We start from the raw sequence: 14,147 nt of genomic DNA, 5'->3' as shown, positions 1-14,147 counted from the left end.
GAAAAGATGGTTAAAAAAACAAGAGCAGAAATGATCATTGAAACACGCGCTAAATTGCTGAGTGCAGCAAGAGAGGCTTTCGGTACAGTTGGATATGTAAACACATCTATGGATGATTTTACTGCATCTGTCGGTTTAACGCGTGGTGCAATTTATCATCATTTTGGCGATAAAAAAGGATTGCTAGAAGCAGTTGTAAAAGAAATTGATATGGAAATGGATAATAAATTACGGAAAGTATCAGATGAGGCGGAAGGAAATTGGGAAGGATTTGTTGGGCGCTGTCGAGCTTATTTAACGATGGCACTTGATCCAGAAATTCAGAGAATCGTACTTCGGGATGCACCAGCAGTATTAGGAACTAGCTATTATCAATCATCACAGTCACAATGTTTAGCAACAATGGGTAATATGCTTCTGCAATTGATGCAGGAGCATATTATTGAAAAAACAGACTGTGAAGCTTTAGCACGGCTCATAAATGGGGGATTAGTGGACCTCGCTTGTTGGATTGCGAATTCTGAAGATGCCGAGGCACAGTTGTCTAAAGCTTTACATAGCCTATCACTTATATTGAATGGTTTGGTGTTAGAAATGAATGCATGATCTTAACGGATATTTTTAAAATTGATATACAGTAATTGTTAAAATGGAGGTGATACAGCGCATGTTAATTTATCTACTCCTTTTCGCATTAGCAGGCTGTTTATTTATATGGATAGGAAGTAATATATTGAAAAAAGAAAGAACACCTTTCATTCTTTGGATATAATACTGTATTCCATCTAAAGAATGAAAGGGTGTTAGCAAGACGAGTAGGTGTAGTAGTTATTCTATTTGGAGTAGAAACAATATTGTTTCCACCAGTTGCATTTTTCTTCAACGTTGAGGGATTTTACTTTGGTATTTTAGCTGGGGTAGATATTGTTGTTGTATTTATTCTTCTCATAGTAGATCAGCTGGAAGTTTAATATGTTACATTTTGCTTACTTGTATCTTGGAAAATGGTTTGTAGAATAGATTCCCATATGCTTAGGGCATCAGGGAAGAAATGCCCAGTTTCGTTTATCCCGCATTAACGGGCAGTAAGACCCTCACCTCAAAATTCAGCGAAAGCAAAGAAGTTAGGTGGGGGATCAACTGCCCGTAAAAGCCCGATTGGTTCAACTAATAATCAGTGGGGGATGAACAAAACCCCCACTGATTAAAGTTTCACTTTATATAGTGTGTTACTGCATGAGGAGTAGTTTGAGGCTACTCTTTTATTTCTTCTATTGATGAAACGATATTATCTGTACGTTGCTAAAAATGGAGAGGGGTAAAAACATTTTTAAAGTGGTAATTAAACTTGTTTATTTCGATTCACAATCTTTATAAAACATCTTCATTGGTATTGATTCCACACTTGATCTAATCATTTTACACTCTATGTGAAAAAGTTCACAAATAGGTCATAATTTGTGAAGGGATTCACAATAATCCGTGCTACAATATGTATGTAAAGAAGTTAAACAACATTAAATTAGTATTTTAATTAATTACTTAAACAATAATAAAAAATAGATGTAAACAATTGAAAGGGGAAATTAACATGAAAAAAGGTATCAATCGCGTAGTATTAGTAGGAACAGGAGCTGTAGGTTGTAGTTACGCTTACTCAATGATCAACCAAGGTGTAGCTGAAGAATTCGTACTAGTAGATGTTAATGAAGCAAAAGCAGAAGGGGAAGCAATGGACTTAAGCCATGCGGTACCATTCTCTCCATCACCAACAAAAGTTTGGAGCGGTAGCTATGCAGATTGTAAAGATGCAGATTTAGTAGTTATCACTGCTGGATTACCACAAAAGCCAGGCGAAACTCGTTTAGACTTAGTTGAGAAAAATACAAAGATCTTTAAACAAATCGTTCGCGGCATTATGGATAGCGGATTCGATGGAATCTTCTTAATCGCAACTAACCCAGTTGATATTTTAACTTACGTAACTTGGAAAGAATCTGGTTTACCGAAAGAGCGCGTAATCGGTTCTGGTACTACTTTAGACTCTGCTCGTTTCCGTTACATGTTAGGTGACTACTTAGATGTAGATCCACGTAACGTTCATGCTTACATCGTTGGTGAGCATGGTGACACTGAACTTCCAGTATGGAGCCACGCTACTGTAGGTGTACAAAAACTAGAAACAATCTTAGCGAACAACGAACAGTATAACCAAGAAGATTTAGATAAAATCTTTGAAAATGTACGCGATGCAGCTTACCACATTATTGAGCGTAAAGGCGCAACTTACTACGGAATCGGTATGTCACTACTTCGTGTAACTAAAGCGATCTTAAGCAACGAGAACAGCGTATTAACTGTATCTGCATACCTTGAAGGTCAATATGGTGAGAAAGATGCTTTCGTAGGTGTTCCAGCTGTTATTAACCGCGAAGGTGTACGTGAAATCGTAGAACTTGAGCTAAATGAAGAAGAAAAAGCGAAATTCGCTCATTCTGTAAAAGTATTAAAAGAAACAATGGCACCAGTACTATAATAATTGCTAAATAATTCAGAGGCGGGAAACTGCTTCCTACCTCTGAGTTTTTATATAATTTAATATAAATTCCTTTTCCGGTTTCCCTTGTATATCCCCAATATACCCCTTTTGCTGGATAAGGGTCGTTTATAGAAAAGAGCACTCTACTTTATATAGAGTGCTCTTTATTATCCCGCATTAACGGGTAGTAAGACCCCCACCTCAAAATGCAGCGAAAGCAAAGAAGTTAGGTGGGGGATCAACTGCCCGTAAAAGCCCGATTGGTTCAACTAATAATCAGTGGGGGATGAACAAAATCCCCACTGATTAAAGTTTCACTTTATTATTTTTTAGGTGTTAATCCTAATTTCTTTAAAATATCTGCCAGTGTACCGCTTTTTGATTTTTCAACAGGTGTTTGTGATTTAGATGCATCCGGTCCTTTTTTCAAGAAGTTCTTTTCAACGAAACGAATATCTTTTTCGTCGACAATGCCATCTTTGTTAAGGTCGCCGTCTTTCACAGATAGTCCTTTTTTACCATAGTTGCTAGCGATAATTTCAGCATCTTTAATATCAATGACTTTATCGCCATTTACGTCGCCTGCAAGGTTTTCATCTGGACGAGCATAATAATATTGACCGAGTAGCTTCCCATCTTTTTCAGTACCTAATTTCGTTGTTAGACGGCTTGAAATGAATTACCCGATGTTTCAGAATCACTGAAATAGGCGAATACACCGCCGAATGTAAGGGATAAGCCAAGCGAAGCTGTGACAATTCCCATTCCAACCTTTTGTTGTAATGACATAAGAAAGCCCCCTAATTTAATTTTTATCAAACTTTCGCCTGGAGCATGGATATAGTAAACATAGTGTTTTAGTATGAATTATATTAGCGGAGGTTCAACGTTCTTTATTGAGAACAAGTATATACTTATGAATTTTACATTTCAATAAATTTTGTGACAAAAAATGTTGAGAAACATTTTTTTATGAAAGATTATTTTGTTTGTATTTTGAGTGGAAAGAGCGTGAAATACAGAGAGAAACCAATAAAATAAATATTGAGCAACAATGAAAGGCGAGAAATAGTAAGGGAAATGAAGCGCTTGCAATGAATATTCGTCAAAATTCGATAATTTACACGAAAAATGTGAACATTTTAAGTGAAATTTAAGAAAAAAACGAATATTTTTAAAAAAATAACAAGGATATTTCAGTTTTTCGCAGAAATGATAAAGAGTAAAAAATTTCTGTCATCTTAGTGAGGTGAACATATTGGATGTAATAAATTGTGAAGAAGTGAAACGAGATGAGTTTCATACAGAAAAGTACTATGACAGTTATAACATCTTTGGGGCACATATTGTGACGGAAGATGGGATGCGAGGTGTACGATTCACAGTATGGGCTCCTCATGCGAAAGCAATGAGTGTTGTTGGGGATTTTAATGAATGGGATTATGAGCAACATAAGATGCTACAAGTGACAGAAGAGGGGATTTGGTCCTTGTTTGCACCGCATATTGAAGAGAATGATATATATAAGTATGCGATTGAAACGATGGACGGTGACGTTATTTTAAAAGCGGATCCTTATGCAGTATATGCAGAAGTAAGACCAAATACGGCATCTGTAGTTTTTGATATAGAGGGATATGAATGGAATGATAAAAACTGGATTCGTAAGAGAAAGAAAAAATCGATTTATAAAGAAGCGATGACAGTTTATGAATTACATTTCGGTTCTTGGAAAAAGAAAGAGGATGGCGCTCTGTATTCTTACAGAGAAATGGCCGAGGAGCTCATTCCGTATGTGGTGGAACATCAATTTACACATATTGAAATTATGCCGCTTGTTGAGCATCCCTATGACCGTTCTTGGGGATATCAAGGAACAGGATATTATGCAGCGACAAGTAGATTCGGCACGCCACATGATTTGATGTATTTTGTCGATGAATGTCATAAATATGGAATCGGTGTCATTTTAGATTGGGTACCGGGGCATTTTTGTAAAGATGCTCACGGTTTATATTTGTTTGATGGGACACCGACTTATGAATATAAAGATAGAGACGTACAAGAAAACCTTGTATGGGGAACTGTTAATTTTGATTTAGGGAAGAGAGAAGTACGTAATTTCTTAATTTCAAATGCGTTATTTTGGATGAGGCATTTCCATATTGATGGTTTCAGGGTAGATGCAGTTGCGAATATGCTGTACTGGAATAAAGAAGGAAAAGAGCAAAGCAATGAACATGCTGTTTCTTTCTTACGAGAGTTAAATGAAGCCGTGTTTGCAGAAGATGAAGAGTTTCTTATGACAGCGGAAGATTCAACAGCTTGGCCACTTGTAACAGCTCCAACATACGAGGGTGGACTTGGATTCAATTATAAATGGAATATGGGTTGGATGAATGATGTGCTGAAATATATGGAATGTGCGCCAGAGTACCGGAAATACATTCATGAGAAAATGACATTTTCTTTAATATATGCTCACTCTGAAAACTTCATATTGCCACTTTCTCATGATGAAGTCGTTCATGGGAAAAAGTCGTTATTAAATAAAATGCCGGGAGATTACTGGGATAAGTTTGCTCAGCTTCGTTTATTATATGGATATTTCTTTACTCATCCAGGTAAGAAATTACTCTTTATGGGTGGAGAATTCGGGCAATTTGATGAGTGGAAAGACCTTGAAGATTTAGATTGGAATTTACATGATTTTGAAATGCATCGTAATATGCATGATTACTTTAAAGAGCTCATAGCATTGTATAAGCGCTCAAAACCACTTTGGCAGTTAGATCACTCGCCTGAAGGATTTCAGTGGATTGATGCTAATAATAATGAGCAAAGTATTTTCTCGTTTATCCGCCAAGGGGATAAGCAGGAAGATGCGTTAGTTGTCGTATGTAATTTTACGAAAGCTACATATGAAAACTATAAAGTAGGTGTACCGGATTTCGAGTACTATAACGAAATTTTAAACAGTGACTCGGCGCAATATGGCGGATCGGGGCAAGTGAATAAGAAACGTCTCAAGACGATTCTAGAGCCATATCATAATCAAGCGGCACATGTAGAAATTACAATTCCACCATTTGGCGTATCCATATTACGACCAGTGAAGACGAGAAAGGGGAGCAAAAAACAAGATGGCTCAAAAACAAAAGTGCGTAGCAATGTTACTAGCAGGGGGAAAAGGTAGTCGTTTAAGTGCATTAACAAAAAATTTAGCCAAGCCAGCTGTTCCATTTGGTGGTAAATATCGCATTATTGATTTTACGTTAAGTAACTGTGCAAACTCCGGTATTGAAACGGTGGGGATTTTAACACAATATCAACCGTTAGAACTTCATAATTATATTGGAATCGGAAATGCTTGGGATCTTGATCGTGTAAACGGTGGAGTCACTGTGTTACCTCCTTATGCGGAGTCTTCAGGTGTGAAGTGGTATACAGGTACGGCAAGTGCTATTTATCAAAACTTAAACTATTTAAGTCAGTATGAACCAGAATATGTCCTTATTTTATCAGGCGATCATATTTATAAAATGGATTACAGCAAAATGCTAGATTACCATATTGAGAAAGAAGCGGACGTTTCGATTTCTGTTATTGAAGTGCCGTGGGATGAAGCAAGTCGCTTTGGCATCATGAATACAAATGAAGAGATGGAAGTTGTTGAATTTGAGGAGAAACCGCAATTTCCAAGAAGTAATCTTGCATCAATGGGAATTTATATTTTTAACTGGGCTATTTTAAAAGAATATTTAGAGATGGATGCAAGAAACCCTGAATCTAGTAATGACTTCGGAAAAGATGTACTTCCGCTCTTGTTAGATGAAGGGAAGAAGTTGATGGCGTATCCATTTGAAGGATATTGGAAAGATGTTGGAACGGTGAAAAGCTTATGGGAAGCGAATATGGATTTACTTCGCGATGAAACATCGTTGAACTTGAACGATCGTAATTGGCGCATTTATTCTGTAAATCCAAACGAGCCACCTCAATATATTGCAGAAAAGGCAAAAGTAGAAGAGTCACTTATTAATGAAGGGTGCGTCATTGAAGGGGACGTGAAGCATTCTGTTTTATTCCAAGGAGTGACGGTGGAAGAAGGTAGTATGGTAATCGATTCTGTCGTTATGCCGGGGGCAAAGATTGGTAAAAACGTTGTGATTGAAAGAGCGATCGTTGGATCGGAAATGGTTATTGAAGATGGGACAATAATTCGTCCAGAAAAAAATGTTGATGATGTAGTACTAATTGCTGAAGGAAAATAGAAAAGGGGGATGAAATGAATGGGAGAAAAAATGTTAGGAATTATTAATGCAACGGGAAGTTTTCCTTCCTTAAAGAAAGTAACAGGGCATCGTTCATTAGCGGCGTTACCGTTTGGAGGCCGTTATCGCCTCATTGATTTCATGCTTTCAAATATGGTGAATTCTAATATTCATAGCGTGGCGGTTTTTACAAGTCATAAAAATCGTTCTTTAATGGACCATGTCGGTTCAGGAAAACAGTGGGATTTAGATAGAAAGCGTGATGGACTGTTTTTATTCCCACCGAACTGTCAATGTGATCATGACGAATTTGGATCTTTTGCACATTTTAGAAGACATATTGATTATTTTCTAAGAAGCAGAGAAGAATATGTTGTTATTACAAATAGCCATCTTGTAACAGCGTTAAACTTTCAAGCGGTGTTAGAGCGACATATACATACGTCTGCAGATATTACTGAAGTTTGTCATGAAGGAGTCTCGCTTCAAACATATGTGTTAAAGAAACAATTATTGCTAGACTTATTTGAGACATATAAAGATGTGGAGCAATACAGTTTATTTGATGTAGTGAGAGAAAAGAGCGGGAAATCACTGCATATTACTACGTACGAACATACAGGATATGTAGCTATTATTGATTCTATTGAAAGTTACTATAAACATAGCCTAGAAATTTTGCAGCCTTCTATTTGGAAGCAATTATTTAAGAAAGAAGCACCAATCTTTACGAAAGTAAAAGATGAGCCACCAACTCGTTATGTGAAGGGTGCAGTAGTGAAAAATACGATGATTGCAAACGGCAGTATTATTGAGGGTGAAGTAGAAAATAGTGTTGTCTCCCGTTCTGTTAAAATTGGAAAAGGTTCAATTGTTCGTAATAGTATTATTATGCAAAAGAGTCAAATTGGAGATAATTGCATAATAGACGGTGTTATTATTGATAAAGACGTGAAAATTGGTGACGGTGTTGTACTAAAAGGAAACGCCGATGAGCCATATGTTGTAGAAAAAGGAAGCATTCAAAACAGTACGATTAATAGTTATTCTTAAAAGAATCAGTGGGGGTTTTTCCTCCACTGATTAAAGCATTCATTCAAATGAAAACTCGAAGGGAGGAAGCTGCAAGGGAAGTCGTATAAGCTTTTCGTGCAGTGGGACAACAAGTGAATATTTTATTTGCAGTATCAGAATGTGTACCATTTGTTAAATCGGGAGGATTAGCTGATGTAGCAGGTGCGCTCCCAAAAGAGCTGAAAAAATTAGGTGTGGACGTTCGTATTATACTTCCAAATTATAGTCTTATTCCGCAAAAATTAAGGGATGGATGTACGTTACATAAAGTAATTAACGTCCCGCTTGGGTGGAGAAATCAATATTGCGGAATTTTAAAAGGTGAGCAAGACGGGATTACGTATTACTTAATAGATAATGAATATTATTTTAAGAGAGATTCTCTATATGGTCATTATGATGACGGAGAGCGTTTTTCTTATTTTTCAAAAGCAGTTTTAGAGTGTATTCCGCATCTTGATTTCGAAGTAGATGTTCTCCATAGCCACGATTGGCATACAGCTATGGTGAATTTCTTACTACGTGAAAAGTATCAAGATAACCCGTTATATGAGCATATTAAAACGGTGTATACGATTCATAACTTGCAGTTCCAAGGTGTATTTCCTCCTGAAGTGATGTACGACTTGTTAGAACTTGGTGATGAATATTTTCATAGTGAGCAGCTAGAGTTTTATGGAAATGTGAACTTTATGAAGGGCGGAATTATCGCTTCTGATCAAATTACAGCAGTTAGCCCGACATACAAAGAAGAAATTCAATATGAATTTTTCGGTGAGAAGTTAGATGGGTTGTTACGAAAAAATAATGGTAAGCTTAGCGGCATCGTAAATGGAATTGATACGAGCGTATATAATCCAGAAACGGATTCGTATATTACTGCTCAGTATGATGCAGAGTCATTAGAGGAAAAGAATGAAAATAAACGCGTATTGCAGCGTTATTTTGGTTTGCCAGAAAAAGAAGATACACCAATTATTTCGATGGTAACGAGATTAACGAAGCAAAAAGGTCTTGATTTAGTACGTACTGTATTCCGCGAAATAATGGAGGAAGATGTGCAATGTATTATTTTAGGATCAGGTGATTCTGAATATGAACAATTCTTTGAGTGGATGGCATACGAGTATCCTGAGAAGGTAAAAGTGTATATCGGATTTAATGAAGAGCTAGCCCACCAAGTGTATGCGGGAAGTGATTTATTCTTAATGCCATCACTATTTGAACCGTGTGGACTTGGACAACTTATTGCATTAGCGTACGGTACAATTCCGATTGTAAGAGAGACAGGCGGATTAAATGATACTGTACAATCTTATGACGAAGAAACTGGAGAAGGAAATGGTTTCAGTTTCACGAACTTTAATGCGCATGACATGTTGCACACGGTTCTTCGTGCGATTGAATTTTATCATGATAAACCGGTATGGGAGCAGCTTGTAAAACAAGCGATGACTGAAGATTATAGCTGGGAGAAATCAGCTCTTGCCTATAAGAAATTGTATAAAAGTCTCATGGAATAACATGTAGGTGGTGAAGAAATGTTTACTCATGTTGAAAGTTTCAAATCAGCTTTTCTAGAAAAGTTAGAGACGATGTATGGTAAAAGTTTTAAAGACTCTACAACTCGTGATCAATACAATACGCTTGGGTACATGGTACGTGAGTATATGAATAGTCAATGGATTGCAACGAACGAAAGTTATCGGTCTGGAGAGCAAAAGCAAATGTATTACTTATCCATTGAGTTTTTACTTGGGCGTTTGCTTGGAAGTAACATATTAAATTTAGGCATCAGGGATGTATGTGAACAAGGACTTTCTGAGCTTGGGATTTCTTTGCAACAATTAGAAGAGGTGGAAGCAGATGCAGGTCTTGGAAATGGTGGACTTGGACGATTAGCAGCCTGTTTCCTTGATTCACTTGCATCTTTAAACTTACCAGGTCATGGCTGTGGAATTCGTTACAAACACGGCTTATTTGATCAAAAAATTGTTGATGGTTATCAAGTTGAATTTCCAGAACAGTGGCTTCTTCATGAAAACGTATGGGAAGTAAGAAGGCATGATCAAGCTGTAGAAGTAAGTTATTTCGGTAATGTTGAACCGCTATACATTGATGGGCGTTTAGAGTTCAGGCATACGAATGCAGAAGTGATTATGGCAGTACCATATGACGTTCCAGTAGTAGGTTATGAGACGAGTACTGTAAATACACTCAGACTTTGGAATGCTGAACCAGTTCCTTTCCCGCAAAATTGCAAAGATATTTTGAAATATAAGCGTGAAACAGAGGCTGTATCGGAGTTTTTATATCCAGATGATACGCATGATGAGGGGAAAATACTTCGTTTGAAGCAACAGTATTTCCTCGTATCAGCAAGTTTGCAAAATATCGTTCGTATGCATAGAGAAAGATATGGTGACCTTCGTCAATTACATGAGAAAATTGCGATTCATATTAATGATACACATCCAGTTTTGGCGATTCCAGAACTAATGCGTATTTTATTAGATGAAGAAAAACTAGCATGGGAAGAAGCATGGCACATAACGACACAAACGATTTCTTATACGAATCATACGACGTTATCAGAAGCGCTTGAGAAGTGGCCAATTCACATTTTTAAACCGTTATTACCGAGAATTTATATGATTATTGAAGAGATTAATGAACGTTTCTGTCATGAACTTTGGGGACGTTATCCATATGAATGGCATCGTATTGAAGAGATGGCGATTATTGCGCATGATCTTGTGAAAATGGCTCATTTAGCAATTGTCGGTAGCCATAGCGTAAATGGTGTAGCAAAAATTCATACGGAAATTTTAAAGCAACGTGAAATGCGATTGTTTTATGAGTTTTATCCAGATAAGTTTAATAATAAAACGAATGGAATCGCTCATAGACGTTGGTTAATGAAGGCGAATCCGCAGCTGACAAACCTGATTTCAGAGGCGATTGGAACAGAGTGGAAGAAAGAACCGATTAAGCTTCAAGCGCTGCAAACAGTTCAACACGATGCGAGTTTCCAAGAGAAATTTGCAGAGGTAAAACAAGAGCGTAAAGAGATTTTAGCGGAGCGTATTCATAATAAAATGGGGATTACAATTGATCCTAATTCTATTTTTGATGTGCAAGTAAAAAGACTACATGCTTACAAACGACAACTATTAAACGTTCTTCATATTTTATATTTGTATAACCGTTTGAAAGAGGATGCTAGTTTTACATTTTATCCGCGCACTTTTATCTTTGGAGCGAAAGCATCACCTGGCTATTACTATGCGAAAAAAATTATTAAATTAATCAATGAACTCGCAAGGAAAGTAAATAATGATCCGTACGTAAGCCAATATATGAAAGTTATCTTTCTAGAAAACTATCGAGTGTCTTTAGCGGAAGATATATTCCCAGCTGCGGATGTGAGTGAGCAAATTTCAACTGCGAGTAAAGAAGCATCAGGAACAGGGAATATGAAATTTATGATGAATGGTGCGATTACACTCGGAACGTTAGACGGAGCTAATGTTGAAATAAAAGACCGGGTCGGTGATGATAACTGTTTCATTTTTGGTTTAACAGCGGAAGAGGTTCTTCATTACTATCAAAATGGTGGATATCGTGCAAGTGATTATTATCACCACAATATGCATATTAAAAAAGTAGTAGATCAGTTAACGAATGGTTTCTTTGCACATTCGGGAGCTGAATTTGAAGCGATTTATGATTCTCTCGTAATTCAAAATGATGAATACTTCGTTCTGCGAGATTTTGGTCCATATGCGGAAAGGCAAGAAGCTGTTGGTAGAGCGTATGAAAACCGAACGAAGTGGCTAGAAATGTCGATTTTAAATATTGCACAGTCTGGTCATTTTGCGAGTGATCGAACGATTTTACAGTATAGTAATGAGATTTGGAGTATTGGTAATGCGGTTACACAGTATTAAGTGAAAGTCCCTTTTGAAGGGACTTTTATTCATGGAGACAAAGTGTAAAAATGAATAATACGTATAGGGACGCTAAAGTGTATTCACTTTTAAAAGAGGAATATAATCACTTAAAAAACCGAGCTTAATCTCATTAAGCTCGGTTTTCTTTTTTTGCTTAAGAAAGAAATGGGATAGCGGTATATATGATACCTGTTCCATCATATTCTCCCGTCGCAAAGTATGAAAATGTAAAGAAACCTGTAAACGTAAAAATTACAATTAGAAAAAGTGCAAAGATAAATTTTAGCATGTAAGGTCCCCTCATCCAAAAATAACTTCATATATTATTATAGTATAAGGATATAGGGTTTCCAATCATTACCTGGTTAAAAATGAGAAGTCAGACATGTTTTGTATGTTGTCATGGCATGATTATTTGTAATAGATTTTGTGTTTTTTGTAAAAGTCATGTTGTGATGAACATGTGCATATTCCCAGTCTTGTTCATTAAAATGGACATTGCGCGGAGGGAGAAGAGGAACGACATCAAATAAATTAACAAAGCGAAAGCTACTAGCTACTTGTAGTTTATAATAATTACGAAATACAATATCGCCCACTTTGGGAGAGGCAAATGTATAAAGACCGTACTGTGCGAAGGCGGTGTTGATACGCGCATCGAGTATATGTAGTGTGGCGAGCGCGCCGCCTAAGCTATGGCCTGTTGCAAGAAGTTTCTTATGGGCTGGTAATGACACGAGCATATCCATAATAGAATCCCGGCAAGATTCATAAATTGAAAGAAAGCCGTTATGAACATTTCCGCTATTTAAAGCGTATGGGTATGGTCTTTGGTTGACGAGTGAATCGATAATCCAATCTGTATCTGTTTGTGTGCCTCTAAAAGCTACAATAATCGTATCTTCAGATTCTAATATGAACCCAAACCATTCCATCGTTTGAATCGCTTTTCCTTGAAAGCCTTGTACATATTGGAATCCATCAGGTATTTCAAAAATCCCATTTTGTTTATATTGTTCATACGTTAACTCACAACAAGATGCTAACAATATGGCAGTATCTTTATCAAAGGATAAAGGAGTACGCATCAAGCAAGCCCTCCTTAAGAAAAGGTATAGTTCAATATATGCAGTGAGGGACTTGATTCATTCTTTTTTGAAAAAAGGCTTGAACCTACAGTTACGTGAGGGAGTATGATTTTTGTAAACATATTGTTAGGAGGAGTGTAGGATGAGCAAAAAGGAAGGCTATTCAATTGGTGAGTTTTCAAAGAGAACAGGTATATCAATACGAACACTACAGTATTACGATGGAATATTACATGATTAAAAATGGTTTATACAGTCAAAAATAAACAGATAGTTCCCTATGAAGGGCACTATCTGTTTTTAGTGTTTTACTCTTTCCCATCTAAAAGGCGACCAAGTCCGCCTAAAACGCTACCTTCACCGCTGTTTTGAGCTGCTGGGCTTGTAAGACGTGCTGCTAAGCGGCTAAGTGTTAAGGACTGAATCCAAACCGTTCCAGGACCTTCTAGCGTTGCGAAGAATAAACCTTCGCCGCCAAATAGAGCCGTTTTTACTTTTCCAACGAATTGAACATCGTAGTTAACATCTTTCGTCATTGCAACGAGACAACCTGTATCAATGCGAAGTTTCTCGCCAGGTTTCAATTCACGCTTATATACAGTTCCGCCTGCATGCATGAAAGCTAGACCATCACCTTCAAGTTTCTGCATGATGAAACCTTCACCCCCGAAGAAACCAGTTCCTATTTTTTTAGTAAACTCAATTCCGATAGAAACACCTTTTGCGGCACAAAGAAATGCATCTTTTTGGCAGACTACTTTTCCTTGATATTCTGTTAAATCAACAGGAATAATTTTTCCAGGATAAGGAGCGGCGAATGATACGTGTCGTTTGCCATGACCTGTATTTGTAAATACAGTCATAAACATACTTTCACCCGTAACGAGACGTTTACCTGCGCCCATTAATTTACCGAATAGACCATTAGATGGTCCAGAACCATCACCGAAAATCGTTTCCATTTCGATATGATCTTCCATCATCATCATTGCGCCAGCCTCTGCGACAACGCTTTCTTCTGGATCCAATTCAATTTCAACAAACTGCATATCATCGCCATATAATTTATACTCGATTTCATGTGCTTGCATTTTTTCACCTCATCATATGTAGTAATTATATTGTACAGAAATCAAAGGAATTAGAATACTGTAGTTTTATTAATTTTTGAATAAAAATAGAATGAAAATTTAAGGTTATACTAGAATTATAAAAAACG

At 36.9% G+C, this 14,147-nt stretch carries 11 protein-coding genes and 3 pseudogenes; 9 read left to right on the top strand and 5 right to left on the bottom strand.

Features of this window, described 5'->3' with window-relative positions; genetic code table 11:
- The first annotated feature begins 6 nt into the window (after positions 1-6).
- The 3 genes from JFU23_RS12340 (at position 7) to JFU23_RS12330 (ending at position 2,536) form a co-directional block, all read left to right on the top strand.
- Positions 7-606: a TetR/AcrR family transcriptional regulator gene (locus JFU23_RS12340; RefSeq protein WP_002067839.1), complete on the top strand. Its 600-nt coding sequence runs from the start codon at positions 7-9 to the stop codon at positions 604-606.
- Positions 607-800: 194 nt separating this feature from the next.
- Positions 801-971: a hypothetical protein gene (locus tag JFU23_RS30580; protein ID WP_002067841.1), complete on the top strand. Its 171-nt coding sequence runs from the start codon at positions 801-803 to the stop codon at positions 969-971.
- 620 nt (positions 972-1,591) lie between these two features.
- A complete protein-coding gene (locus JFU23_RS12330) occupies positions 1,592-2,536 on the top strand; it encodes an L-lactate dehydrogenase (RefSeq protein ID WP_000715348.1) in 945 nt (314 codons plus the stop codon).
- A gap of 325 nt (positions 2,537-2,861) precedes the next feature.
- Here the strand turns inward: JFU23_RS12330 and JFU23_RS12325 are convergent.
- Together JFU23_RS12325 and JFU23_RS12320 are read right to left on the bottom strand one after the other, a co-directional pair.
- Positions 2,862-3,215: pseudogene (locus JFU23_RS12325) on the bottom strand (dockerin type I domain-containing protein); the annotation flags it as partial.
- Positions 3,206-3,328: pseudogene (locus JFU23_RS12320) on the bottom strand (TasA family protein); the annotation flags it as partial. The pseudogenes JFU23_RS12320 and JFU23_RS12325, both read right to left, overlap by 10 nt.
- Before the next feature lie 469 nt (positions 3,329-3,797).
- Between JFU23_RS12320 and glgB the strand changes: the two are divergent.
- The 5 genes from glgB to glgP all read left to right on the top strand — a co-directional run bounded on the left by glgB (position 3,798) and on the right by glgP (position 11,837).
- On the top strand, positions 3,798-5,735 hold the full coding sequence (gene glgB / locus JFU23_RS12315; RefSeq protein ID WP_085312677.1) for a 1,4-alpha-glucan branching protein GlgB: 1,938 nt from the start codon (positions 3,798-3,800) through the stop codon (positions 5,733-5,735).
- Complete coding sequence (gene glgC / locus JFU23_RS12310) at positions 5,683-6,813, top strand: glucose-1-phosphate adenylyltransferase (RefSeq protein WP_002129671.1); 1,131 nt, start codon at positions 5,683-5,685, stop codon at positions 6,811-6,813. Before glgB ends, glgC begins: the two co-directional genes overlap by 53 nt.
- An 18-nt stretch (positions 6,814-6,831) precedes the next feature.
- Complete coding sequence (gene glgD, locus JFU23_RS12305; protein WP_002034525.1) at positions 6,832-7,866, top strand: glucose-1-phosphate adenylyltransferase subunit GlgD; 1,035 nt, start codon at positions 6,832-6,834, stop codon at positions 7,864-7,866.
- A 113-nt stretch (positions 7,867-7,979) separates the two neighbouring features.
- Positions 7,980-9,410: a glycogen synthase GlgA gene (gene glgA, locus JFU23_RS12300; protein ID WP_002143574.1), complete on the top strand. Its 1,431-nt coding sequence runs from the start codon at positions 7,980-7,982 to the stop codon at positions 9,408-9,410.
- A gap of 18 nt (positions 9,411-9,428) precedes the next feature.
- Positions 9,429-11,837, top strand: a complete 2,409-nt coding sequence (gene glgP / locus JFU23_RS12295; RefSeq protein WP_201032001.1) for a glycogen phosphorylase — start codon at positions 9,429-9,431, stop codon at positions 11,835-11,837.
- Positions 11,838-11,994: 157 nt separating this feature from the next.
- Here the strand turns inward: glgP and JFU23_RS30935 are convergent, their stop codons facing one another.
- Positions 11,995-12,129, bottom strand: coding sequence for a hypothetical protein (locus tag JFU23_RS30935; RefSeq protein WP_000911070.1), 135 nt, complete (start codon positions 12,127-12,129; stop codon positions 11,995-11,997).
- A gap of 76 nt (positions 12,130-12,205) precedes the next feature.
- Positions 12,206-12,928, bottom strand: a complete 723-nt coding sequence (locus JFU23_RS12290) for a lipase family protein (RefSeq protein ID WP_002034520.1) — start codon at positions 12,926-12,928, stop codon at positions 12,206-12,208.
- Between the two features lie 142 nt (positions 12,929-13,070).
- Here JFU23_RS12290 and JFU23_RS12285 point away from each other — a divergent pair.
- A pseudogene (locus tag JFU23_RS12285) lies at positions 13,071-13,157 on the top strand (MerR family DNA-binding transcriptional regulator); the annotation flags it as partial.
- 79 nt (positions 13,158-13,236) lie between these two features.
- Here JFU23_RS12285 and JFU23_RS12280 read toward each other — a convergent pair.
- Positions 13,237-14,019, bottom strand: a complete 783-nt coding sequence (locus JFU23_RS12280; protein WP_002015806.1) for a TIGR00266 family protein — start codon at positions 14,017-14,019, stop codon at positions 13,237-13,239.
- Between the last annotated feature and the right edge of the window lie 128 nt (positions 14,020-14,147).

The sequence above is a fragment of the Bacillus sp. TH50 genome (assembly GCF_016650565.1).
Taxonomy (GTDB): Bacteria; Bacillota; Bacilli; order Bacillales; family Bacillaceae_G; genus Bacillus_A; species Bacillus_A mycoides.
This window is presented reverse-complemented; position numbering and strand designations above follow the sequence as displayed.

Bases quoted from the DNA above. Each gene is read 5' to 3' on its own strand.
- JFU23_RS12340 (WP_002067839.1), top strand. From the start codon at position 7: ATGGTTAAAAAAACAAGAGCAGAAATGATCATTGAAACACGCGCTAAA.
- JFU23_RS12290 (WP_002034520.1), bottom strand. From the start codon at position 12,928: ATGCGTACTCCTTTATCCTTTGATAAAGATACTGCCATATTGTTAGCA.
- JFU23_RS12330 (WP_000715348.1), top strand. From the start codon at position 1,592: ATGAAAAAAGGTATCAATCGCGTAGTATTAGTAGGAACAGGAGCTGTA.
- JFU23_RS12280 (WP_002015806.1), bottom strand. From the start codon at position 14,019: ATGCAAGCACATGAAATCGAGTATAAATTATATGGCGATGATATGCAG.
- glgC (WP_002129671.1), top strand. From the start codon at position 5,683: ATGGCTCAAAAACAAAAGTGCGTAGCAATGTTACTAGCAGGGGGAAAA.
- glgP (WP_201032001.1), top strand. From the start codon at position 9,429: ATGTTTACTCATGTTGAAAGTTTCAAATCAGCTTTTCTAGAAAAGTTA.
- glgD (WP_002034525.1), top strand. From the start codon at position 6,832: ATGGGAGAAAAAATGTTAGGAATTATTAATGCAACGGGAAGTTTTCCT.
- JFU23_RS30935 (WP_000911070.1), bottom strand. From the start codon at position 12,129: ATGCTAAAATTTATCTTTGCACTTTTTCTAATTGTAATTTTTACGTTT.